This is a genomic window from Pseudomonas sp. TH41 (genome assembly GCF_016650695.1).
In the GTDB taxonomy this organism is placed as follows: domain Bacteria; phylum Pseudomonadota; class Gammaproteobacteria; order Pseudomonadales; family Pseudomonadaceae; genus Aquipseudomonas.
Genome location: NZ_JAEKFH010000008.1, coordinates 22,195 through 43,964 on the forward strand (window position 1 = coordinate 22,195; position 21,770 = coordinate 43,964).

Sequence of the window (21,770 nt, forward strand, 5' to 3'; positions counted from 1 at the left end):
CGATGCAGATTACGTTACCCCAGCGCCCCGCCACCTGTCTGCTGGCGATCTAACCATCCGATTGGTAGAAAATTACGGGCTAATGTTGCAAGGTGCTGCATATTCTTTTTAACCACGAAGGCGCCGCTAACTATGGCGACCTTGTCTTTCAGCTGGTATTGCAGCGTAGCGCTGCTGTTCGCCAGCCGTCGGGTCGCAGGGGCTTACGAGCGATCGCGCAAATGGCTGGATCGCTTTGCTGGCAGTTGCTACTTGCTGTTCGGTGCGCATCTGGTGGCCAATCGTTGAGGTGTTTTCTATGAGCAAGCTGCGGGTAGGGATTATTTTTGGCGGCCGTTCGACTGAGCACGAAGTGTCTTTGCAGTCGGCGAAGAATATCGTCGATGCACTGGATCGTTCGCGCTTCGAACCGGTGTTGATCGGTATCGACAAACAAGGCCACTGGCACCTCAACGACCCGTCGAACTTCCTGCTCAATCAGGAAAACCCGGCACTGATCGCCCTTAATCAATCCAACCGTGAACTGGCCGTCGTGCCGGGCAAGGCCAGTCAGCAATTGGTAGAAACCTCCAGTCAGGAACTGCTGGGGCACGTCGATGTGATTTTTCCGATTGTCCACGGCACCCTGGGTGAGGACGGTTGCCTGCAAGGTTTGCTGCGCATGGCCGCTCTGCCGTTTGTCGGCTCTGACGTGCTGGGCTCGGCCGTCTGCATGGACAAGGACATCAGTAAGCGCTTGCTGCGTGACGCCGGGTTGGCGGTCACGCCGTTCGTGACGTTGACCCGCGCCACGGCGGCGCGCACCGCATTCGCCGAGGTGCAAGGCAAACTCGGCCTGCCACTGTTCGTCAAACCGGCGAACCAGGGTTCTTCCGTGGGCGTGAGCAAGGTGACTGACGAAGCCGGATACGCGGCGGCCGTCGAGCTGGCCCTGGGGTTCGATGAGAAAGTGCTGGTGGAGTCCGCCGTCAGCGGTCGCGAAATCGAATGCGCGGTGCTCGGCAATGAAGACGCCATCGCCAGTGGTTGTGGCGAGATCGTGGTGCACAGCGGATTCTATTCCTACGACAGCAAATACATCGACGATCAGGCGGCAGAAGTCGTGGTGCCGGCTAATATCAGCGTCGACGCAAGCGAACGCATTCGCGCCATGGCCGTCGAAGCATTTCAAGTGCTGGGCTGTTCCGGGCTGGCCCGAGTCGATGTGTTCCTGACCGACAGCGGCGAAGTGCTGATCAACGAAATCAACTCGCTGCCAGGCTTCACCCGCATCAGCATGTACCCCAAGCTGTGGCAGGCCGCCGGCATGAGTTACAGCGAGCTGGTCAGCCGTTTGATCGACCTGGCGCTGGAGAAGCACAAGGCACGGCAGGCGCTAAAGATCTCTCGGTAGGTTTTATCCAACAATAATTATTCGAGGCGATAACGTCATGAAAGTCAGCGCGCGTAACGTATTCAAAGGCACCATCAGTCAATTGCAGCCAGGTGCGGTCAACGCCGAAGTCTCGCTGAAACTGGCGGGAGGCAATGAGCTGGTGGCCGTGGTAACCATGGAAAGCGTGAAGAACCTCGGCCTGGCGGTCGGCAAGGAGGCAGTCGCGCTGGTCAAGGCGCCGTGGGTCATGCTGATGACCGAATCCAGCGACATTCGCCTCTCGGCGCGCAACTGCCTGGCAGGCAAAGTCACCAGCGTCATCGACGGCTCAGTGAACGCCGAAGTCGTCATCGAGCTCGACGGCGGTACCGAGGTCTATTCGATCGTGACGCGCCAGGCTGTAGCAGAATTGGGCCTGGCGCCGGGCGTGAGTGCGACGGCGGTGATCAAGGCGTCGCACATTATTTTGGGTGTGCCGGTTTGATTTCAGGCGTTGGCTTACACCTGGTCAAGCCTGCTTCACGGGCTTGATCAGACTTTCTGCGGGTATCCCGAATAAATCATGAAGCTTCCAAATCATCGGGAGTGTCAGTGCGCGCTTGCCATTGAGCACTTCGTAGACCCGGTTTGTACGTCCAATAGCGGGTGCCAAGTCAGCAGCAGATAAGCCGGACTGCTCCATACGAAACTTTATCGCGTCAATCGGATTGGGCAGATCCACTGGGAACTGCTTCGATTCATAGGCTTCGATCAGCGTGATCATGATGTCGAAGTGATCACCTTCAGGGGTGCCAGGCTCTGGTTCGTTGTCGAACAGTGCTGACACATTCTTGAGGGCTGCACGGTAGTCGTCGTCGGTGTGAATCGGACGAATGTTCATGGGTTACTCCATCTCGACGGTATCAGCGTCGATAGCGTCGTACTGCTTGTGAGTGCCGACAAATTTTATGTATACGGCGCCGAAGCGATACGCCACAGCGACTACCAACCGAAAGTCATTGCCTTTGATGTTGAACACGACTCTGCGGCTTTTGAGAATACTGGCGCTAGCAAAGTGCGCCTTTATGTCCGCTGGCATTTTCCACTCAGCATTTCTAGCCTCGTCCATCCAGGCCAGAAAGGACTGTTCCGAATCGGGGTATTTCTCCCAAAACCTTTTCAGTTGACTGATAGCGATGATTCTCATTGAGTGATCCTAGTCCCGTGGTGGGACTGATGCAAGTCTGTGAAGGCGTATCCGATGTGCGGGGACGTGAGTTCGACTTCTGTATCAAGTGCTGCCGATTGCCGATTTGATGAGCTGGGGCTGGCTCGGAATTGGGAAACTGATCTCCGAACTCTATCCAAGAAGCAGTCATTCGCGGGTAGGAAAAGGCTGCGCGACCGGGCCGATCAGGATTTATTTTCATAAAAAAAGGCCTACCTCCCGGTAAGCCCTTTCCACTCAGCGTAAGACTCAATCCCCCAACGCTTCCCCCTCACGCCGCGGATCCGCCCCGCCCGCCAATGACGCTTTCCCTTGCGCATCCTTGACCCGAACAATCGCCTGGGTGCCGCTGGTCATGTCGATCTCGTCCACGCTGTGGCCTTTGTCCTTCAGCGCCTGAATCAGTGCCGGGCTGAACTGCCCTTGCTCCAGCTCGGTCGGGCCGTTGCGGCTGCCGAAGTTGGGCAGGCGGATGGCGGTTTGCGGGTCGAGGTTCCAGTCGAGCAGGCCAATGGTCGACTTGGCGACGTATTCGATGATCTGCGAACCGCCCGGTGAGCCGAGGGTGGCGAGGAATTCGCCGTTCTGGCGGTCGAAGATCAGGGTGGGGGCCATGGACGAGCGCGGGCGTTTGCCGGGTTCTACGCGGTTGGCGACCTTTTGCCCGTTTTCTTCGGGAATGAACGAAAAATCGGTCAGCTGGTTGTTGAGCACAAAGCCCTGGACCATCAAGTGCGAGCCGAACGCGGATTCGACGGTGGTGGTCATGGACACGGCGCCGCCCTGGTCATCGACCGCCACCACTTGTGAGGTGGAGATCCGCAACGGTGAGCGATCCGGCGCATAAGCCACCTGAATCCCCGGCGGGGTGCCGGGTTTGGCGAGGCCCATGCTGCGATCGCTGATCAGCGCGGCGCGGCTCGCCAGATACGTCGGGTCCACCAGGCCTTTGACGGGGACGGGCACGAAGTCCGTGTCGGCCACGTACTGTGCGCGATCGGCGTAGGCCAGGCGCTCGGCTTCGGAGATCAGGTGCACGGCCTCAGGCGACGGTTCGACGCCTGCTGGCGTGTCAGTCTTGACCGGTTTGAGCGGTGCCAGGGCAAAGCGTTTATCGCGAGTCTGCAACGCTTCCAGCGTGCCAAGGATCTGTGCCACGGCGATTCCGCCCGACGACGGTGGCGGCATGCCGCACACCTGCCAGCGTTTGTAGTCGGTGCACAGCGGCGCGCGCTCCTTGGCGCTGTAACTTTTGAGGTCGTTCAGCGACAGGCTGCCGGGGTTGGCGTGGCCCCGAACTTTGGTGACCATCTCTTGGGCGACGGGGCCTGTGTAAAACGCATCAGGCCCTTCGATGGCGATGCGTTTCAGGACTGCGGCCAGTGCCGGGTTTTTCAGTAGCGTGCCGACGGCTTTCGGGCTGCCATCCGCATCGAGGAAGTAAGCCATCATGTCCGGTGAGCGACGCATGGACGAATCCGAGGCGATCAACCGTTGAAGGCGTGGCGAGATGGCGAAGCCTTCTTCCGCCAGTTTGATGGCCGGTTCGAACAGCTTCGCCCATGGCAGCCGACCGTGTTTCTGATGGGCCAGCTCAAGCGCTCGCAACACGCCCGGTGTCCCCACCGAGCGGCCACCAATCTGTGCCTGGGTGAATGGCATCGGTTTGCCGTCGGCCTGCAGGAAAAGCTTCTCGGTGGCGCCGGCCGGTGCGGTTTCACGGCCATCGTAAGTACGCACATTCTTGCCATCCCACAGCACGATCAACGCACCACCCCCAATGCCGGAGGATTGCGGCTCGACCAGGGTCAACACCGCTTGCATCGCAATCGCGGCATCAATCGCTGAGCCACCCAGACGCAGCATTTCTCGTCCGGCCTCAGCCGCCAAAGGATTAGCCGCAGCAGCCATGTGTTTCGCAGCGTGCTGCGTGAGCAGGTCGGTGCGGTAACCCGAGGCGACTTCCGGCGCGACCGGCAACGTTGAAGAGGGCGGAACATTGCAGGCTGCAAGGGTTAATGCGGTGGCGATCAGCGAAAGCGCTGACAGGCGATAGCGGCTCAAATGGAAGGCTGAGAACACGCGGGGTACTCCGTCCGTGGGAAAAGATCCGTGGACTTTATCGGCCGACAGGAAGTGACGCAAACCAAGGCCTACAGTAAAGATGCGTTTGTCCTTCATCCGTCGACGGATTTTCTGTAGGGTCGAGGACAACAGATTGGCCAGAAGATCAACAAGAGGCAGACATGCAAACCGAGTTTCCCACCCAGCCCAGCTACCGCACTTCGCGTGAACAATTTCTGGCCGCCGCCACGGCGGCCGGTGCAACGCTGACGGAGTACCCGCATCCACTTAAAGGGCCGTTCGGTGAGCCCTTGAGCACCGATGTCGCAGTACTTGGCGATCCGGCTGCCAAGCGCCTGCTGATTGCGCTCAGCGGCACCCACGGGGTCGAAGGCTTCTATGGTTCGGGCTGCCAGATCAAGTGGCTGCAGGAATTGGGCAAGCGTTCGCTGCCGGTGGATGTCGCCGTGGTGATGATCCACCTGATCAATCCCTGGGGGACGGCGTGGTTGCGACGGGTCAATGAAGACAACATCGACCTGAACCGCAATCACCTGAATTTCGAGGGGCCACTGCCAGACAATCAGGCCTATGCCGCGCTGCATGAAATCTATGCCTGCACCGAGTTGCAGGGCCCGGAGCGTGATCGCGCCGATGCCTTGCTCGACGAGCAGATTGGCGAACACGGCTGGCCGGCGGTGATGTCGATTGTCGAGGGTGGCCAGCATGGTCATCCCGATGGTTTGTTTTACGGCGGGCTGGCACCGAGCTGGTCGAACCGCACGTTGCATCAGATCATTCAAACGCATGTTGCCCATGCCGAAGTGGCCATGTGTTTCGACTTGCACACCGGCGCCGGGGAGTACGGTCACCCAATGTTGCTGACCATTACCCAGTCGGCGTATCCAGCGCTTGCGGATGCGCAGGCCATCTATGGTCCGTGGCTCTACACCTTGCATACGGGCGCCGACACGCTGAGCGAAACCGGCGTTGCGGCCACCGCCACGGGCTACACCTCGCAGGCGTTGATCAATGCGCTACCGCACGTGCGGCTGATGCCGTTTGTGATCGAATGCGGGACTTATCCGGGGCCGGACGTCCATCGTCATCTGCGCGATGATCACTGGCTGCACCTACACGGCAATCCGAGTGATGCAGTAGGGCGCGGGATCAAACTGAATCTGGTTGAACAGTTCTATCCCGCCGACAGCGACTGGCAGGCGATGGTCTGGCTGCGCACCTGGCAGATATGGGAGCGCGCGTTGTCGGCGCTGCCGACGCTTCGCGCCTGAAGTCGACGCTTTCCTGATCCAGTCCGGAACCTGATCAAGCCAAATCATTCAGCCTGCGAAATCGCGGGGCAGAACCTAATGCCGATCAGTTAAGCCGTAATACGGTCTGTAGCAGCTGGCGCAGCCTGCGTCCGGCTGCGCAGCAGTCGTAAATCAAGCGATGCGGTGTTTCAGGAAAACCCCGCCCTCAGGTTTTACGACTGCTGCGCAGCCGGACGCAGGCTTCGCCAGCTGCTACATAAAGCGTGTTTTGCCTGCTATTTCTTAACTGACTGGCATTAGGGGCAGTACTGGCTTGTCTAGCCTCGATGAAACAGATTGCGCGATAACGCGAGAACAACAATTCGCAGGATTGAATAAAAAGCAGCAGGAACCTGAAAGAACGACAGATGGCTCTGGGCATAACTTGGGGGCGCTTCAAGGCATTCACAGCGCACCGCCAGGCAACACCGCTTGGGCGCCTGGAGAGTGCTCAAATCCATCTGTTAAAGGAAATGCGTCTCCTATGAGTGCTCTAGAACTGTTCGCCAGCCTCAGCGGCTGTCATTGGATAAATGGTGAGTTGCAGGCGGGAACGAGTCCCTCGAATTACGATGTACTCGATCCCGCGACCGAACAGCGTATTGGTGAACTGTGCGATGCCACCCGGGAAGAGGTGAATCAAGCAATCGGTATCGCCAACCAGGCGCAGAAACGCTGGAACCGGACCAATGCGCTGCATCGTGCCGAAGCGATGCATGAAATCGCCGCCGAAATCCGCCGGCAGCGCCCACTGTTCGCGGAAATGCTCACCCGTGAGATTGGCAAGACTTACAAAGAGTCCTTCGATGAAGCCTCCTGGTCCGCCACGGCAGTGGATTACTACGCGGAGTTGGGTCGACACGAGATCGGACGGGTAGCAGGTCCGGTGGTAGACGGGCAATTCAACTTCTCGCTGAAGGAACCGCTGGGTGTGGTGGTGCTGATCCTGCCGTTCAACTACCCGCTCTGCCTGCTCTGCTGGCAAGCCGCTGCGGCGCTGGTGGCCGGCAATGCGGTGATCATCAAACCCTCTGAGCTGACTTCGCTGACCACCTTGCAGTTTGTCCAGGCGTTCGCTGGGCTGGGACAGGGCCTGGTTCAGGTACTGACCGGCGGCGCCGAGGTCGGCCAACAACTGGTCCGGCATGCGGATACGCACATGGTGGCATTTACGGGCGGGATTGAGACGGGGCGCAGTATCGCCCGTGAGTGCGCGGGAATGTACAAGCGCACCTTGATCGAAACCTCGGGCAACGACCCGTTCATTGTCATGCCGTCGGCGCCGATCGACATCGCTGCCCGTGGCGCGGCCTTCGGTGCCTATCTCAACTGCGGCCAGGTGTGTGCGTCCTCGGAGCGTTTTTATGTCCACGAGGCGGTCTATGACGCGTTCGTCGAGCGCTTGATTCACCATGCCCGGTGTATCCGGGTCGGCAATGGTCTGGACAAGGTCGATATGGGACCGCTGGCCTCGCAAGGGCAGCGCGAACGCTACGAACGGATTCTTCACCGGGCCATCGAGCAGGGCGCTCGCGTCGGTACAGGAGGTGGTCGCCCGCGCGGCCTTGATAAGGGCTGGTTCGCTGACGCCACGGTGCTGACCGACATCGCTGCGACCATGGATATCATGCACGACGAGAGCTTCGGGCCAGTGGCACCGATCTGCAAAGTGGCAAGCCTGGATGAGGCCCTGGCACTGTCGAATGATTCCCGCTATGGGTTGGGGTCGACGATCTATACCACCAACCTGGAAGAGAGCATGCGCGCTACCCATGAACTGGAGGCCGGCATGGTCTGGGTGAACGCTCCTCTGCTGGATAACGATGCAGGGCCATTTGGCGGTCGCAAGCAGTCGGGTATGGGGCGTCAATTGGGGGCCGAGGGGCTGGATAACTTCCGTCACAGCAAGTTCGTGATGATGGACCCTGCCGCGTCGGCGCAAGACTTCTGGTGGTTCCCGTTCCGCGATGAAGATGCGTTCCCTGGGCAGCGCTGAACACCGGTTGGGCCTCTTTTTATGGGGGCCAGCCACTCCCGCCGTCCTCTTCTGAATGGCGGGTCATTTGTAAATGGATATCTGGTGAGGGCCAAAAAAATGCAACAACAAACTGGCGAACTGGAAAGACGTCTACGGCTGCTGGAGAACCCGGCGGAGCAAGGCGAAGACTTCGATGCGACGAGTTGGTTCTGGCTGCTCCTGCTCGGGGTAGTGCTGCCGATCATCGCGCTGATAGCGGGGTGGTACGTATGAACGAGCACATATCGACGCTGGACGGCTCCGCCGCGGATTCGGGCAGCGATATCGAGGCAGACAAAAGCGCGTTGCCGCTGCTACGCCATGAGCGTACCTGGGGTAGCTGGAAACTCGGTATTTCACTGGCCACCGCCGCTGCCGCAACGTGGTGCTATCTGATTGGGGGCTATGTCGGGGCTTACCTGCCCTTCGCTCAAGGCGCCATTTCCCTCACTGCCGGATGCATGATCGGCATGTTGTTGGTGGCCCTGGCAGCGGTGCCGGTGTGCATGCGTTTCGGTGTCGACTCGATTGCTTCGGCCAAACCGCAGTTCGGCAATCGCGGCTGGGTTCTAGTCAGTGCCATGCAATTCATCTCGATCGTCGGCTGGAACTCCCTGTTGTTGATTTTCTTCGCCAAGTCGACCACGCAATTGCTCCTGGCGCTTGGCTGGATCGAGGACGGTAACAGCGCCTTGCTGGTGCCGATGACCATCCTGCTGGCGTGCTCACTGGTGTTTTGTTTTTTATTGAAGGGGTCTCGCGGAGTCGATCGGATCGCCAGGATTCTCGTCGTCCATGTGCTGGTTGGTTTCTGGGTGCTCTACATCATCGTCAGCGAGCGCTGGCACGATCTCTCCACCGCGGTGCCGGCGGCCGCATCGCCAGACCGGCTGTGGAATTACACCACGGGCGTGGAAATCGGCATCGCCTCGCTGCTGTCCTGGTGGCCCTACATCGGGGCGATGGTGCGGATGGCGCCGAAGGGACGAACCGCTGCGCTACCGATCATGCTGGGCATGTCGGCCCCGGTACCGGCACTGAGTCTGATCGGTATCGCCGGGGTTCTGGTGCTGCAGGTTTCCGATCCGTCCGAGTGGTTACGCACCATTGGCGGACCTGCCTACGGGATCGTTGCCTTGCTGTTCGTGGCGGCCGCCAATCTGGGAACTGCCGTGGCCGGGGTCTACGCATCGGCTATCGGACTGCGGCACTTCAAAGCGCTGGAGACATTGTCCTGGCCAGCGATTCTGCTGATCACCATCCTGCCGGTTGCCACGGTCGGGCTGTTTATTCCAGAGCTGTTCTTTGCCCACTTCGGCACGTTCCTCGCGTTCATTGGCGTGGGTTTTGCGCCGCTCTGCGGGATTCAGATCGCCGATTACTACCTGATGCGGCGACGCCAAGTCGGGGTGCGAGCACTGTTCGACAATGGGCCAGACAGCCCCTATCGCTTCTGGGGTGGATTCAACCCGGCAGCGCTGTTGGCGATGGTTGCCGGTTGCGCCACCTACGTTGGGCTACTCGATCCGCTGACGTATGAAAGTCATGGCCCCTATGCATTCACCACGGCCTCACTGCCATCAGTACTGATCGCGGGACTGGTGTACTGCGTCGTCACCCACCTATGGGTTCGGCCAGCAGGCAAAGGTGGCTATCGGTAGATACCGGCCCGGAGTATGCAGCCCATGCTCCGGGGTTTTTTGCGTTGGCTCACTCATCGTTGCGCTCACGAAAACGCTTGGGCGTTTCCTGGCTCGTTCTGTGAAAGCAGGCAGTAAAATGGCTCTGACTGGAAAAGCCAGTCGCCAGTGCCACATCGCTAATCGGCGCATCCGTGTCTCTCAACAGGAGCTTGGCGCGCTCGATACGCCGTTGCAGCAAGTAGTGATAGGGCGAAATTCCCATGGCCTTGCGGAAGGTGTGGGCGAAATGGAAGTGGCTGGTTTTGGCCGCCAAGGCGATGTCTTCAACCGAAATATTCTGCGCCAGATTGCTTTCGACAAAGTCCAGTGCCGCCTTCAGCTTGTGGGGCGACAGCGCTAGACGCTCGTCCGGCTCGTCGGGGTGGATGTTGCAATGACCGCGCAACAGCTCCAGGCAGAAGGTCTGGGTCAATGCTTGAACATAGGCACGCGAACCCGGCTTTTCGCCACGCAACTCGTCGAGGAGCCCTAGGCCAATGTTGTAGATGGCCTTGTTTTCAAGCCCTATCCCATCGACCAGCTCGAAGGCTGTCATGTCGATCTCGCGCGCTGTCCGCTGCAGGGCGCGGGGGTCAAGACACAGATGCAAAGAGTCGATGGCCGCTGTCCATTCCCAAGCGTTTTCCTGGTTGGCGGACATGATGGAAATCTGTCCCGGGCGACTGTGCCCGCGCAGCCATTGGCCGTTCAGCCGCACACCGAGATCACCAGGGGTGTCCAGGTGGATCACGATAAAATGAGCGGCGAGTGGAGGTGGCTGGATGTATCCACTCGGCGGATGTTGGTGACGGCGTGCCGTGATCGACGACCAGCCACTGTCGTCGCTGGAGAGTTGTGCTGGGGTGGGCATAAAGGCTGCCCAGGCTTGTGGTGAAAGTGCATCGGGATGCGGTTTTCGGAACATGGCCTCGCCTCTTATTATTTTTCTGGCTGGGAGACAGCGCATCAGATGCCCGGCGTGTTAGGCCGGCAACCGATGCAGTGATCTTCTAGCAGTAAATCGAAGCAGAGGTAAAGTGCAGAGCGGCAATGGCGACGGCCCTGCGGTGTGGCACTTTTCTCGAGGCATAAAAAAACGGCCTACCTTTCGGTAAGCCGTTTTTAGTACTTGGTGGCTACACAGGGACTTGAACCCCGGACCCCAGCATTATGAATGCTATGCTCTAACCAACTGAGCTATGTAGCCAAGTGGCGCGCATTATTCACCGGTAATGCAGATGCGTCAAGCGTAAATATAAAATATTTCTCTACGCTTTCAACCGCTTATCCACTTGGCCCGAAAAAGCGGGCCAGGGGAGGGCGTCAACTGAGCTGAAATCTCCCGGTATTGGTACTCAGGGCCTTGCTGCCTTGGCTCAAGGTGTCCGCCGCCAGGTTCACTGCCCGCGCGCCTTCGAGCAAGCGTACCGCCGCCTGATCGACTTGCTGGATGTTGCCGCTGACTTCGTCGGCGGTGGTGGCTTGCTCGTCGACCGCTGTGGCGATTTGCGCCAGGGTGTCGGTGACGCTCTGCACGGCGCTGGCAATTTCCCCCAATCGTTCGCCGAGGTCAGTGACCGCCTGCGCGTCGGACTGAGCCTGGCCGCAAGCGGTTTCCATCAGGCTCACCGCTTCGTTCACGGTACTGCGCAGGCTGTCGACAGTGCCGGCAATCTGCGCGGTGGAGGACTGGGTGCGCTGCGACAGGCTGCGCACCTCATCGGCCACCACGGCAAACCCCCGACCTTGCTCACCGGCTCGAGCAGCTTCGATGGCGGCGTTGAGCGCGAGCAGGTTGGTCTGTTCGGCAACGCCGCGAATGGTGTCCACCACCAATTGAATTTGCTGCCCTTGCTCACTGACCCGGCCCAGTGCCGCAGCGGTGTCGTTCAAGCGCTGATTGAGTTGCTGAATGCTTGCTGTCGTACGCTGGCTGTCACGGCTGCTGTCGGCGGCGATGCGCCGGGTGTGCTGAGCGCTGCCAGAAGCCTGCTCGCAACTCTGGGCGACCCCTTGAGAGGTCGCGGCCAATTGCGTCGCCGCGGCGGCGATCTGGCTGATCTGCAGCTGCTGAGCTTCGACCTCACCCAATGCACCACTGGAATGATGATTGAGGGTGCGTACCGCGTTGCTCAGTTGCAAGGTTTCATGATCGACCCCCAGCAGGCTGTTGCGCAGTTGCACCACGGCGACGTTGAGGGCGGTGCTGATAGCGGCCAGTTCGTCTCGGCCCTGCACCGGTACTTGCAGGCTCAGATTGCCATCGCGAAGTGCTTCAGCCAGCAGGGTGATGCCGCTGGCGCTGCGACGGATCGAGGCCTGCAAGCAGATGAACAGGTATAGCGCGGCCAGTAGCAGGCAGCCCAGGATCGTCGCTACCAAGATGAACTGGCGGATGGCGGAACCGTGGTAGTAATCCAGGCGCCGATCCAGCGACACCAACGACTGCTGACGCAACGAGGCGAGGTCGGTGAGCAAGGTGTCCAGGCTGCGTTCGAACTCCTCGGGCTTGAGCTTGATGCTGCCGCCGAATACACCGTCATCGAGCACTTTCAGTTCGGCGTCCAGGTGCTTGAGGCTGTCATGGTATTGCCCGGCCCAGGCTTGCAAGGCGCTGGGTAGACGCGCTTCCAGCAGACTGGCGGTTTTCACCAGTTGCTCTCGGGCGTCGCCGATGCGGCTGCGCAAATCTCGCAATTGCAGACGGCTTTGCAGAGTGAACTGTCCGGACACCACCGACGCCTGGCCAACGCTGGCGAGGCGACCGACCCGTTCGATCAGGTCCGGTGCGTGCTGCGTGGAGATCTGCGTCAGCAGGTAGGTTTCCAGCCACGGCGCCAGCGTCAGGCGATTGTCCATGGCGATCTGTTCGCGCAAGGCTTGCAGGGCGCTCAAGGCGTTGGTAAAGCGATCATAGCCGTCCGGCCACCAGCCGACGCTGCTCAGGCTTTTCGAGTCCAGGCCGTTGAGCGCGGCTTGCAGGGCTTGGTAACGGGCCAGGGTTTCACCCTCGGCGCCTTCGGTTTGCAGTGCGTTGCCGAGGTCCGAGGTGGCTTGCGCGACGGCTGGCTGAACCGCGTCAAATGCGGCCATCGCCGTGAGCGTGGCAGGCGTCGGCTGGCGATTGGTTTCGGTGGCGCGCCAGCGAGCCGCGCGGTCGCGCTGAGCGGCGAGCAGGTTGTCGAGCGCATCGAGGGCGAGCAATTGATGAACCCCGGCACGTTCGCCGGAGATCAGCGTCAGTTTCTCGCGATAGTCCTGACCGATCATCCACAGGCTGCCCGCCAGGGGCAGAATAAACAGCAGAAACAACAACTGGAATTTACGTGCGAAACCGAAACGCCCCAGCAACCCGATCCCCGGTGATAAAAAAGCCTGCATGCCCCATGACTCCCCTGGACACCACGCACCATTGGCGTGCGCCGAGGCCATTGCGGCCACGACTTGTGCCCTTTAAAAGGCCTCGAAAGTTCACCCTCGTCAGCTCTGTAGGCCGACGCTGTGGCGAAACTTCCCATTCTCGGGCCCCTTTGTAAGGGACCCGCGTTGAAGCGGAGAAGCAAGGCAAGATTCAGACCATGGCTTTGCGCTATCACCTTCTCAGCGATGAACGCCGAGGTCGTTAGCAGGCTAAGGGGATAGCGCTGCTGCACTGAAAAATGGCACATTGACGCACCTGCGAGTGCGCACTCATCCGCTGTACGGAAATTCCCATGGCTATCAGCAATGCCCAGACCGGCACACCGCCGGCGTCCGCAACATCACAAAGCAGTCCTTTGGTCATGCGCATCATCGGCGCGGTGGCGCTGGCGCATTTGATCAACGACCTGATTCAGTCGGTTCTGCCGTCTATTTACCCGATGCTCAAGGCCAACTATGGTCTGACCTTTACTCAGGTCGGATTGATCACGCTGACGTTCCAGCTGACGGCCTCGTTGCTGCAGCCCTGGGTCGGCTACTACACCGATCGCCACCCCAAGCCCTGGTTGTTGCCAGCCGGGACGGTCTGCACATTGATCGGCATCCTGATGATGTCGGTGGTCGGCACCTTTCCGTTGATTCTGCTCGCGGCGGGGTTGATCGGTATCGGCTCGTCGACCTTTCACCCGGAAGCGTCTCGTGTGGCGCGACTCGCCTCGGGCGGGCGTTTCGGCCTGGCGCAATCGACCTTTCAGGTCGGCGGTAATGCGGGTTCGGCCTTCGGCCCGTTGCTGGCGGCGGCAATCATCATTCCTTTCGGTCAGGGCCATGTTGCATGGTTCGGGCTATTCGCCGTGTTTGCCCTGTTTGTGCTCTATCGGATCAGCCGCTGGTACGCCAACCACTTGAACCTGTTCAAGCTTAAGGCCGGCCAGGCGGCGACTCACGGGTTGTCGAAAAACCGGGTGATCAGTGCGCTGGTGGTGCTCGGATTGCTGGTGTTCTCCAAGTATTTCTACATGGCCAGTTTCACCAGCTACTTCACCTTTTATCTGATCGAGAAGTTTGACCTGTCGGTCGCCAGTTCGCAGCTGCACTTGTTCCTTTTTCTTGGCGCGGTAGCGGCGGGGACCTTCTTCGGTGGACCGATCGGCGACAAGATTGGCCGTAAAGCGGTGATCTGGTTTTCGATCCTCGGCGTGGCGCCGTTCACCCTGATCCTGCCTCACGTCGACCTGTTCTGGACCAGCATTCTGAGCGTGGTGATCGGCTTCATCCTCGCCTCGGCGTTCTCGGCCATTGTGGTGTATGCGCAAGAGCTGGTGCCGGGCAATGTCGGGATGATTGCCGGGGTGTTCTTCGGGTTGATGTTTGGTTTTGGCGGGATTGGCGCTGCATTGCTGGGGCATCTGGCGGATATTCACGGCATCGAGTACGTGTACTTCCTGTGTTCGTTCCTGCCGTTGTTTGGTGTGCTGGCGGTCTTCCTGCCAAGGACCAAAAAGTCCTGAACCCACACATCTCCCCTGTAGGAGCGAGCTTGCTCGCGATGGTGTATCAGACAATTAAGCGCCGACTGACACACCATCGCGAGCAAGCTCGCTCCTACAGTTAATGGGGGTGTGAGGTAAATATTTCGCGCACAAAAAAGCCGCGTTTAAACGCGGCTTTTTCTTGGGCGGGTGCTTCGTCCTGAATAAACTTAGACGTTGAAACGGAAGTGCATCACGTCGCCGTCTTTAACGATGTAGTCCTTGCCTTCCAGACGCCATTTACCGGCTTCTTTGGTGCCGGCTTCGCCCTTGTACTGGATGAAGTCGTCATAGGCGATCACTTCGGCGCGGATGAAGCCTTTCTCGAAGTCGGTGTGGATCACGCCAGCGGCTTGTGGTGCGGTAGCACCGACGCGGACGGTCCAGGCGCGGACTTCTTCGACACCGGCGGTGAAGTAGGTCTGCAAGTGCAGCATTTCGTAGCCGGCACGAATCACGCGGTTCAGGCCAGGCTCTTCGAGGCCGAGGGCTTCGAGGAACATGTCTTTCTCTTCGCCGTCTTCCAGTTCGGCAATTTCGGCTTCGATCTTGTTGCAGACCGGAACCACCATGGCGCCTTCTTCTTCAGCGATGGCTTTGACGATGTCCAGCAGCGGGTTGTTCTCGAAACCGTCTTCAGCGACGTTGGCGATGTACATGACTGGCTTGGTGGTCAGCAGATGGAAGCCACGAATCACCGATTTGTCGTCGGCGCCCATGCTCTTCATCAGCGTGCGCGCTGGCTTGCCGAGGGTGAAGTGAGCAATCAGTTGCTCCAGCAGACCTTTCTGGACCACGGCGTCCTTGTCACCACCCTTGGCGTTGCGGGCGACTTTCTGCAGTTGTTTCTCGCAGCTGTCGAGGTCGGCGAAGATCAGTTCCAGGTCGATGATTTCGATGTCGCGTTTTGGGTCGACGCTGTTGGAGACGTGAATCACGTTCTCGTCTTCGAAGCAGCGGACCACGTGAGCGATGGCATCGGTTTCACGGATGTTGGCCAGGAATTTGTTGCCCAGGCCTTCACCTTTCGATGCGCCGGCAACCAGGCCAGCGATGTCGACGAACTCCATGGTGGTCGGCAGGATGCGCTTTGGATTGACGATGGCTGCCAGGGCTTCCAGACGCGGATCCGGCATCGGCACGATACCGGTGTTCGGCTCGATGGTGCAGAAGGGGAAGTTCTCGGCCGCGATCCCGGATTTGGTCAGGGCGTTGAACAGGGTGGACTTGCCGACGTTAGGCAGGCCGACGATGCCGCAATTGAATCCCATGGTGTTTCCCCTCGGATTAGAGTCAGGCCTTCTGGCTGTGCAGGTTTTTCATCGCACGGTTCCATTCACCGGCGAGGATATCCGGCAGCACGCCGAGGGCAAAATCGATGCTGGCATCGAGTTTTTCCTGTTCGGCGCGTGGCGCACGACCCAGGACGAAATTTGAAACCATACTGGCAACGCCCGGGTGGCCAATGCCAAGCCGCAAGCGGTGAAAGGTATTCTGATTGCCCAGTTGCGCGATGATGTCGCGCAACCCGTTGTGACCGCCATGGCCGCCGCCCTGTTTGAGTTTGGCAACGCCAGGTGGCAAGTCGAGTTCGTCATGCGCCACGAGGATTTCTTCAGGCTTGATGCGGAAGAAGCCAGCGAGTGCCGCCACGGCCTGGCCGCTACGGTTCATGTACGTGGTGGGAATCAGCAGACGAACATCCTGACCCTGATACGAATAGCGTCCGGTCAGGCCAAAATATTTGCGATCGGCCACAAGGTTTACGCCTTGTGCGTTCGCGATGCGCTCAACAAAAAGGGCCCCTGCGTTATGCCGGGTCTGTTCGTATTCAGCGCCTGGATTTCCCAGGCCAACGATCAGTTTGATGGCAGTCACGATAGGGGCCCTTCCTTGGAGTGGTGGATAACATCGCCGCAATCAGGGAGTGCGGCGAAAGTGGACGACAAGTGCTCATTTACCATTATGTAAACTCCGCGTTCTCGCCCGCTTTCTCGCTACGCTCTAGTCCGCGATGTTTCCGGTCACTCCGGCGAACAGAGTGAAATTACTCTGCAGCGCCTTCAGTAGCTTCTGGAGCAACACGTGGAGCGTGAACGTTGGCAACAGCCAGGTCGTTACCGTGAGCCAGAGCAACAAACTCAACGCCTTTAGGGGCTTTAAGGTCGGACAGGTGAATGATCGAGCCGACTTCGGCATCAGCCAGGTCAACTTCGATGAATTCAGGCAGATCTTTCGGCAGGCAAGATACTTCGACTTCAGCAATAACGTGCGAAATTTCGCCGCCTTTCTTGATCGGAGCCGCTTCGCCAACGAAGTGTACAGGCACGGTAGCGGTCAGTTTCTGGCCAGCTACAACGCGTACGAAGTCAGCGTGCATCACGTGGCCTTTAGCCGGGTGACGCTGCAGAGCTTTGATGATTACGTTTTGCTTGGTGCCGCCAACGTTCAGCTCGATGATGTGGCTGTAAGCCGCTTCGTTTTCGAGCAGTTTGGCAACTTCTTTAGCCAGCATGCTGATGGATTCAGGGGCTTTTTCGCCACCGTAAACTACAGCTGGAACCAGGCTTGCGAGACGACGCAGGCGGCGGCTCGCACCTTTCCCCAGGTCGGAACGCACTTCAGCATTCAGAGTAAAATCGTTCATGTTGTATCTCCAAAATAACCACATTCGCCCCAGCGTTTGCGACCAGCGCTAAAAGGCGATATGGGCAAAAAAGCCCCGCCCCGACAGGAATGCCGGGGCGGGGCGCTTTTCGTCAACGAGATATTCGAGAAGGGCAGGGCCCTTAACGGAACATCGCGCTGATCGATTCTTCATTGCTGATGCGGCGGACCGCTTCGGCAACTACCGGCGCGATATCCAGTTGGCGGATACGCGAGCAGGCTTGAGCAGCAGCGGACAACGGGATGGTGTTAGTCACCACCAGTTCGTCCAGCATGGAATTTTCAATGTTTTCGATCGCCCGACCGGACAGCACAGGGTGTGTGCAGTAGGCGAAAACCTTGGCAGCGCCATGCTCTTTCAGGGCTTTGGCCGCGTGGCACAGAGTGCCGGCGGTATCGACCATGTCATCGACCAGAATACAGGTACGCCCTTCGACATCACCGATGATATGCATCACTTCAGAGTGATTGGCTTTCTCACGGCGTTTGTCGATGATCCCGAGATCCACGCCCAGGGATTTGGCAACAGCACGTGCACGCACGACGCCGCCAATGTCCGGGGACACGATCATCAGGTTTTCGAAGCGCTGATCTTCAATGTCATCCACCAATACCGGGGAGCCGTAGATGTTATCTACTGGAATATCGAAGAAACCCTGGATTTGGTCAGCATGCAGATCAACCGTGAGAACACGGTCGATGCCGACTACGGTAAGCATGTCAGCAACGACTTTCGCGCTGATAGCCACACGTGCGGAACGCGGACGGCGATCCTGACGGGCATAACCAAAGTAAGGAATAACAGCAGTGATACGAGTAGCCGAGGAGCGGCGGAAGGCATCAGCCATCACTACCAGTTCCATCAGGTTATCGTTGGTCGGAGCGCAAGTCGGCTGAATAATGAAGACATCTTTACCGCGGACGTTTTCATTGATCTCGGCTGTGATTTCGCCGTCGGAGAATTTACCGACAGAGATGTCACCGAGAGGGATATGCAGCTGACGTACGACACGCCGAGCCAGATCGGGGTTAGCGTTCCCCGTAAAGACCATCATCTTGGACACGCGCAGTACCTGAAGGCTGAGGGTAACCTGGATGAGTATAGGAAAATGGCAGGGGCGGCTGGATTCGAACCAACGCATGGCAGGATCAAAACCTGCTGCCTTACCGCTTGGCGACGCCCCTGTATCTGTTGCAACGAGTACCCAGTACTCGATTCCTTTAAAGCAGACTCTGCAGCTTGCGATGCAACATCGAAACGTTGCTTCCCTTTGCTACAAACCCTGTAAGGGTCTCTGTCAGAAGGGCCGAGACTTTATCAGCTTCAGCTTTGCTTGGGAAGCCCCCAAACACACAACTTCCAGTTCCGGTGAGTTTTGCTTCGGTAAATTTACCTAACAAATTCAATGCGTTACGTACATCTGGGTAACGTCTTGCTACCACCGGTAAGCAGTCATTTCGACTGTTTCCCTTGGGAACGGGGCGCACTTTAATGGGAGAAGAGTTACGTGTCAACAACGGATCTGAAAAAATTTCTGCTGTACTTACAGATACTTGCGGCACAAGCACGAGATACCACGGTTCCTCGGGGTCTACAGGGGTGAGTTTCTCCCCCACGCCCTCGGCAAAAGCCGCGTGTCCACGCACGAAAACGGGGACGTCGGCACCCAGCGTCAGGCCCAGCACGGCCAGTCGATCTTCGTCCCAACCCAGTTGCCAGAGATGATTCAGGCCGAGCAACGTCGTCGCGGCATTTGAACTGCCGCCACCAATTCCACCGCCCATGGGCAGGATTTTTTCGATCCAGATATCGATGCCGAGTGCACAACCGGATTGCGCCTGAAGTTTTTTCGCGGCCTTGACGATCAGGTTGCTGTCGTGGGGGACGCCCTCGAATTCGGTGTGCAAACGAATCACGCCGTCGTCGCGCACGGCGAAGGTGATTTCATCGCCGTAATCGAGAAACTGAAAAATTGTCTGCAGTTCGTGATAACCGTCATCACGGCGACCAAGGATGTGCAGCATCAAATTGAGTTTGGCCGGGGAGGGCAGCGTCAAGCGCGGAGCTGTCATGTTCACTGCCCCAATTTGCGAGGTTGCCATTCCTTGATCACCAGCGTGACATCAAGGTCGGTGCCATGCAGTTTGATCCGCTCGGGCAGCCAATAGCCGTTTTGTTCGGCATAACTCAAGTACTCGACCTGCCAGCCATCCTGCTCCAGTTTGGCCAGTCGGCTGTCGGCATCCAGGGTCAGATGGCTTTTGCTGTCGGGAGCCGGAAGTCCGCGAACCCACCAGGCCAGATTGGAAATTGGCAATTTCCAGCCCAGCTGTTCTTCGAGCAGGACTTCCGGGTTCGGTGCGTCATACCGACCCTGGTTGGCGACTTCCAGCGAGACCTTGCCGGGGCGACCGGTCAGGCGCGCTGCGCCGCGACCCAAGGGGCCGGAGAGGCGAATGTCGTAGTAATCCTGGCGTTGCAGCCAGAACAACGTGCCACTGCCCGAATCTTTCGGAGCCCGAATGCCGATCTTGCCGTTGATTTGCCAGCCATCAAGGCCTGCGAGCTGCTGTTTGTGCTCCCGCCATTGGGCGGGGTTGCCGTGTCCCTCGACCGATTCGCGAGCGCCGAAGCCCGCACAACCGGCGAGCAGGGCGATGAAACTGAAAACGATAATGTGGCGCAAAAACATAATCTTAAAGAGTCTCTGATCCGGTCAGGCGCTTGATGGTGCCGCGCAGGGTAGGGCTGTCGGGTTGCTCCTTGAGGAACTTGCCCCAGATTTGCTTGGCTTCCCGTTGCTTGCCGTTGGCCCACAGGACTTCACCCAGGTGAGCGGCGACTTCCTGGTCGGGGAAGCGGTCCAGCGCCTTGCGCAGCAGGCGTTCGGCTTCGTCGAGATTGCCCATGCGGTAGTTCACCCAGCCGAGGCTGTCGAGTACTGCCGGGTCATCCGGATTGAGCTGGTGAGCCTGTTCGATCAGGGCCTTGGCTTCGGCGTAACGGGTCGTACGGTCCGACAGCGTGTAACCGAGGGCGTTTAATGCCATTGCGTTGTCGGGATCGCGCTTGATGATCAGTCGCAGGTCTTTTTCCATCTGCGCCAGGTCATTGCGTTTTTCCGCTTGCATGGCGCGGGTATAAAGCAGATTCAGATCGTCCGGGTATTGCTGCAAGGCTTTCTGCAATACGTTCCAGGCCTTGTCGCCCTGTTTGTTGGCGGACAGGGTTTCGGCTTCGATCAGATACAGCTGAATCGCGTAATCGGGTTGTTCGTCGCGTTGCGTCGCCAGGCGGCTCTGCGCTTCGGCGGTCCTGCCGTTATTCATCAGGATATCGGCCTGACGCAATTGTGCTGGCAGATAGTCATTGCCCGGGCCGACCTTGGCGTACTCGATCAGTGCGCCTTGGGGGTCGTTGCGCTCCTCAGCGATTCGGCCAAGGTTCAGGTGCGCCGAATCGACGTGGCTTTCCCGCGCAATCAAGTCTTCCAGGTAACCTTTGGCCTCATCCCAGGCTTTGGCTTCCAGGCACACCAGGGCCAGGGAGTAACGCAATTCGTCGTCTTCCGGATACTGCTGAACGAGGCTCGAGAACTCGGCTTTGGCGTCGTCCATGCGGTCCTGTTCAACCAGCATGCGTGCATAGGTCAGGCGCAGGCGCTTGTCGTCCGGGTATTTCTTGATGCTTTTTTGCAGCAGAGGCAAGGCTTCCCCGCCACGATCGAGCGTTTGCAAAAGGCGCGCGCGCAGCAGAATGGGGGCTATTTCGCCTTCGTCCGGCGGATTGTTTTCCAGCAAAGTCAGTGCGCCCTTGGCATCACCGTCCTGTTGCATCAGCAAGGCCTTGCCGAAAATCAGCTGGCCGTTGTTTGGATGGCGTTGCAATAAACGATCAAAACTTTTCATCAAGCCGTTGCGCGTGTCCTGGTCGGTATCGGCCGCGGACAGGGCGAGGAAGTCGAAATGCGTGTCACCCTTGCCTTGCAGGACTTTCTCCATATAGACCATGGAGTCGTCATAGCGCCCGGCACGGGCCAGTTGCACGGCTGCGGCTCGTTGCGCTTCGAGGTCGTCCGGGGCGTTTTTCGCCCAGATCAGCGCAGTATCCAGGGCAGCCTGATCGGCGCCCAGGTATTCGGCGATACGGAATGCGCGCTCGGAGATGCCCGGATCCTGAGTGTTGATGGCCTGGGTCACATAGTTGTCCAGGGCAATGTCGAAACGATTGCGCTGGCCAGCCAATTCAGCGCTCAACAGGCTGAAGATGGTTTCTTCACTGAATGAGCTATAAACCTTGGGCTTTTCAGGGGCCGGAGTGCTGTCTTCGGTCGGCGGCGTACCGTCCGACGAAACGGGTGCCAAGGCCTGGCAGCCGCTGAGGAAGACAAAAGCAAGGAGCAACGCGGAAGATCTATTCATATAGGAGGAGGACGACTAACCTGCGGTCGGATCATCATGACACAAGCCTTCGGCCAAACATAACCATGTAG

19 protein-coding genes, 2 tRNA genes and 1 pseudogene are annotated in these 21,770 nt (G+C 58.7%); 8 read left to right on the forward strand and 14 right to left on the reverse strand.

Annotated elements, in window-relative coordinates:
• Positions 1–108 precede the first annotated feature (108 nt).
• The 3 genes and pseudogenes from JFU37_RS28760 to JFU37_RS28770 all read left to right on the forward strand — a co-directional run.
• Positions 109–288: pseudogene (locus tag JFU37_RS28760) on the forward strand (lysine transporter LysE); the annotation flags it as partial.
• Between the two features lie 10 nt (positions 289–298).
• Positions 299–1,393, forward strand: coding sequence for a D-alanine--D-alanine ligase (gene ddlA / locus JFU37_RS28765; protein ID WP_201120519.1), 1,095 nt, complete (start codon positions 299–301; stop codon positions 1,391–1,393).
• A 37-nt stretch (positions 1,394–1,430) separates the two neighbouring features.
• The gene (locus JFU37_RS28770) at positions 1,431–1,859 is read left to right on the forward strand and encodes a TOBE domain-containing protein (RefSeq protein ID WP_201120520.1); all 429 of its coding nucleotides are present in this window, start codon (positions 1,431–1,433) and stop codon (positions 1,857–1,859) included.
• A gap of 24 nt (positions 1,860–1,883) precedes the next feature.
• On the opposite strand, the gene JFU37_RS28775 is transcribed toward JFU37_RS28770, so the two are convergent.
• The 3 genes from JFU37_RS28775 to ggt form a co-directional block, all read right to left on the reverse strand.
• Positions 1,884–2,255: a helix-turn-helix domain-containing protein gene (locus JFU37_RS28775; RefSeq protein ID WP_201120521.1), complete on the reverse strand. Its 372-nt coding sequence runs from the start codon at positions 2,253–2,255 to the stop codon at positions 1,884–1,886.
• Between the two features lie 3 nt (positions 2,256–2,258).
• Complete coding sequence (locus JFU37_RS28780) at positions 2,259–2,561, reverse strand: type II toxin-antitoxin system HigB family toxin (RefSeq protein ID WP_201120522.1); 303 nt, start codon at positions 2,559–2,561, stop codon at positions 2,259–2,261.
• Positions 2,562–2,831: 270 nt separating this feature from the next.
• Complete coding sequence (gene ggt / locus JFU37_RS28785; protein ID WP_201120523.1) at positions 2,832–4,664, reverse strand: gamma-glutamyltransferase; 1,833 nt, start codon at positions 4,662–4,664, stop codon at positions 2,832–2,834.
• A gap of 164 nt (positions 4,665–4,828) precedes the next feature.
• Here ggt and JFU37_RS28790 point away from each other — a divergent pair, with 164 nt between their 5' ends.
• From JFU37_RS28790 to JFU37_RS28805, 4 genes are all read left to right on the forward strand, one after another.
• Positions 4,829–5,938: a DUF2817 domain-containing protein gene (locus tag JFU37_RS28790; RefSeq protein WP_201120524.1), complete on the forward strand. Its 1,110-nt coding sequence runs from the start codon at positions 4,829–4,831 to the stop codon at positions 5,936–5,938.
• Between the two features lie 505 nt (positions 5,939–6,443).
• Positions 6,444–7,955, forward strand: coding sequence for an aldehyde dehydrogenase family protein (locus tag JFU37_RS28795; protein ID WP_201120525.1), 1,512 nt, complete (start codon positions 6,444–6,446; stop codon positions 7,953–7,955).
• A gap of 99 nt (positions 7,956–8,054) precedes the next feature.
• Positions 8,055–8,210 carry a hypothetical protein gene (locus JFU37_RS28800; protein ID WP_201120526.1) on the forward strand — a complete coding sequence of 52 codons (156 nt, stop codon included), beginning with the start codon at positions 8,055–8,057 and terminating at the stop codon, positions 8,208–8,210.
• Positions 8,207–9,637 (forward strand): purine-cytosine permease family protein, encoded by a 1,431-nt coding sequence (locus tag JFU37_RS28805; protein WP_201120527.1) that lies wholly within the window; start codon positions 8,207–8,209, stop codon positions 9,635–9,637. Before JFU37_RS28800 ends, JFU37_RS28805 begins: the two co-directional genes overlap by 4 nt.
• 49 nt (positions 9,638–9,686) lie before the next feature.
• On the opposite strand, the gene JFU37_RS28810 is transcribed toward JFU37_RS28805, so the two are convergent.
• The 3 genes from JFU37_RS28810 to JFU37_RS28820 all read right to left on the reverse strand — a co-directional run bounded on the left by JFU37_RS28810 (position 9,687) and on the right by JFU37_RS28820 (position 13,039).
• A complete protein-coding gene (locus tag JFU37_RS28810; RefSeq protein WP_201120528.1) occupies positions 9,687–10,583 on the reverse strand; it encodes a helix-turn-helix transcriptional regulator in 897 nt (298 codons plus the stop codon).
• Between the two features lie 205 nt (positions 10,584–10,788).
• Positions 10,789–10,865, reverse strand: a tRNA-Met gene (locus tag JFU37_RS28815).
• 116 nt (positions 10,866–10,981) lie between these two features.
• The gene (locus JFU37_RS28820; protein ID WP_201120529.1) at positions 10,982–13,039 is read right to left on the reverse strand and encodes a methyl-accepting chemotaxis protein; all 2,058 of its coding nucleotides are present in this window, start codon (positions 13,037–13,039) and stop codon (positions 10,982–10,984) included.
• Between the two features lie 332 nt (positions 13,040–13,371).
• Here JFU37_RS28820 and JFU37_RS28825 point away from each other — a divergent pair, with 332 nt between their 5' ends.
• The gene (locus JFU37_RS28825) at positions 13,372–14,589 is read left to right on the forward strand and encodes an MFS transporter (protein ID WP_201120530.1); all 1,218 of its coding nucleotides are present in this window, start codon (positions 13,372–13,374) and stop codon (positions 14,587–14,589) included.
• 191 nt (positions 14,590–14,780) lie between these two features.
• On the opposite strand, the gene ychF is transcribed toward JFU37_RS28825, so the two are convergent.
• The 8 genes from ychF to JFU37_RS28865 all read right to left on the reverse strand — a co-directional run bounded on the left by ychF (position 14,781) and on the right by JFU37_RS28865 (position 21,699).
• On the reverse strand, positions 14,781–15,881 hold the full coding sequence (gene ychF, locus JFU37_RS28830) for a redox-regulated ATPase YchF (RefSeq protein WP_201120531.1): 1,101 nt from the start codon (positions 15,879–15,881) through the stop codon (positions 14,781–14,783).
• Positions 15,882–15,903: 22 nt separating this feature from the next.
• Positions 15,904–16,488, reverse strand: a complete 585-nt coding sequence (pth, locus tag JFU37_RS28835; RefSeq protein ID WP_201120532.1) for an aminoacyl-tRNA hydrolase — start codon at positions 16,486–16,488, stop codon at positions 15,904–15,906.
• Positions 16,489–16,657: 169 nt separating this feature from the next.
• On the reverse strand, positions 16,658–17,257 hold the full coding sequence (locus tag JFU37_RS28840; protein ID WP_201120611.1) for a 50S ribosomal protein L25/general stress protein Ctc: 600 nt from the start codon (positions 17,255–17,257) through the stop codon (positions 16,658–16,660).
• Between the two features lie 142 nt (positions 17,258–17,399).
• Entirely contained in the window at positions 17,400–18,341 is a 942-nt protein-coding gene (locus tag JFU37_RS28845) for a ribose-phosphate pyrophosphokinase (RefSeq protein ID WP_003208392.1), read from the reverse strand.
• 46 nt (positions 18,342–18,387) lie between these two features.
• A tRNA-Gln gene (locus JFU37_RS28850) sits at positions 18,388–18,462 on the reverse strand.
• A gap of 36 nt (positions 18,463–18,498) precedes the next feature.
• Entirely contained in the window at positions 18,499–19,350 is an 852-nt protein-coding gene (gene ispE / locus JFU37_RS28855) for a 4-(cytidine 5'-diphospho)-2-C-methyl-D-erythritol kinase (protein WP_201120612.1), read from the reverse strand.
• A 2-nt stretch (positions 19,351–19,352) separates the two neighbouring features.
• A complete protein-coding gene (gene lolB / locus JFU37_RS28860) occupies positions 19,353–19,970 on the reverse strand; it encodes a lipoprotein insertase outer membrane protein LolB (protein ID WP_201120533.1) in 618 nt (205 codons plus the stop codon).
• A 4-nt stretch (positions 19,971–19,974) separates the two neighbouring features.
• Positions 19,975–21,699, reverse strand: a complete 1,725-nt coding sequence (locus JFU37_RS28865) for a tetratricopeptide repeat protein (protein ID WP_201120534.1) — start codon at positions 21,697–21,699, stop codon at positions 19,975–19,977.
• Between the last annotated feature and the right edge of the window lie 71 nt (positions 21,700–21,770).

Coding starts and splice junctions, on each gene's coding strand:
- ddlA (WP_201120519.1), top strand. CDS start 299: ATGAGCAAGCTGCGGGTAGGGATTATTTTTGGCGGCCGTTCGACTGAG.
- JFU37_RS28770 (WP_201120520.1), top strand. CDS start 1,431: ATGAAAGTCAGCGCGCGTAACGTATTCAAAGGCACCATCAGTCAATTG.
- JFU37_RS28775 (WP_201120521.1), bottom strand. CDS start 2,255: ATGAACATTCGTCCGATTCACACCGACGACGACTACCGTGCAGCCCTC.
- JFU37_RS28780 (WP_201120522.1), bottom strand. CDS start 2,561: ATGAGAATCATCGCTATCAGTCAACTGAAAAGGTTTTGGGAGAAATAC.
- JFU37_RS28790 (WP_201120524.1), top strand. CDS start 4,829: ATGCAAACCGAGTTTCCCACCCAGCCCAGCTACCGCACTTCGCGTGAA.
- JFU37_RS28795 (WP_201120525.1), top strand. CDS start 6,444: ATGAGTGCTCTAGAACTGTTCGCCAGCCTCAGCGGCTGTCATTGGATA.
- JFU37_RS28800 (WP_201120526.1), top strand. CDS start 8,055: ATGCAACAACAAACTGGCGAACTGGAAAGACGTCTACGGCTGCTGGAG.
- JFU37_RS28805 (WP_201120527.1), top strand. CDS start 8,207: ATGAACGAGCACATATCGACGCTGGACGGCTCCGCCGCGGATTCGGGC.
- JFU37_RS28810 (WP_201120528.1), bottom strand. CDS start 10,583: ATGTTCCGAAAACCGCATCCCGATGCACTTTCACCACAAGCCTGGGCA.
- JFU37_RS28820 (WP_201120529.1), bottom strand. CDS start 13,039: ATGCAGGCTTTTTTATCACCGGGGATCGGGTTGCTGGGGCGTTTCGGT.
- JFU37_RS28825 (WP_201120530.1), top strand. CDS start 13,372: ATGGCTATCAGCAATGCCCAGACCGGCACACCGCCGGCGTCCGCAACA.
- ychF (WP_201120531.1), bottom strand. CDS start 15,881: ATGGGATTCAATTGCGGCATCGTCGGCCTGCCTAACGTCGGCAAGTCC.
- JFU37_RS28840 (WP_201120611.1), bottom strand. CDS start 17,257: ATGAACGATTTTACTCTGAATGCTGAAGTGCGTTCCGACCTGGGGAAA.
- ispE (WP_201120612.1), bottom strand. CDS start 19,350: ATGACAGCTCCGCGCTTGACGCTGCCCTCCCCGGCCAAACTCAATTTG.
- lolB (WP_201120533.1), bottom strand. CDS start 19,970: ATGTTTTTGCGCCACATTATCGTTTTCAGTTTCATCGCCCTGCTCGCC.
- JFU37_RS28865 (WP_201120534.1), bottom strand. CDS start 21,699: ATGAATAGATCTTCCGCGTTGCTCCTTGCTTTTGTCTTCCTCAGCGGC.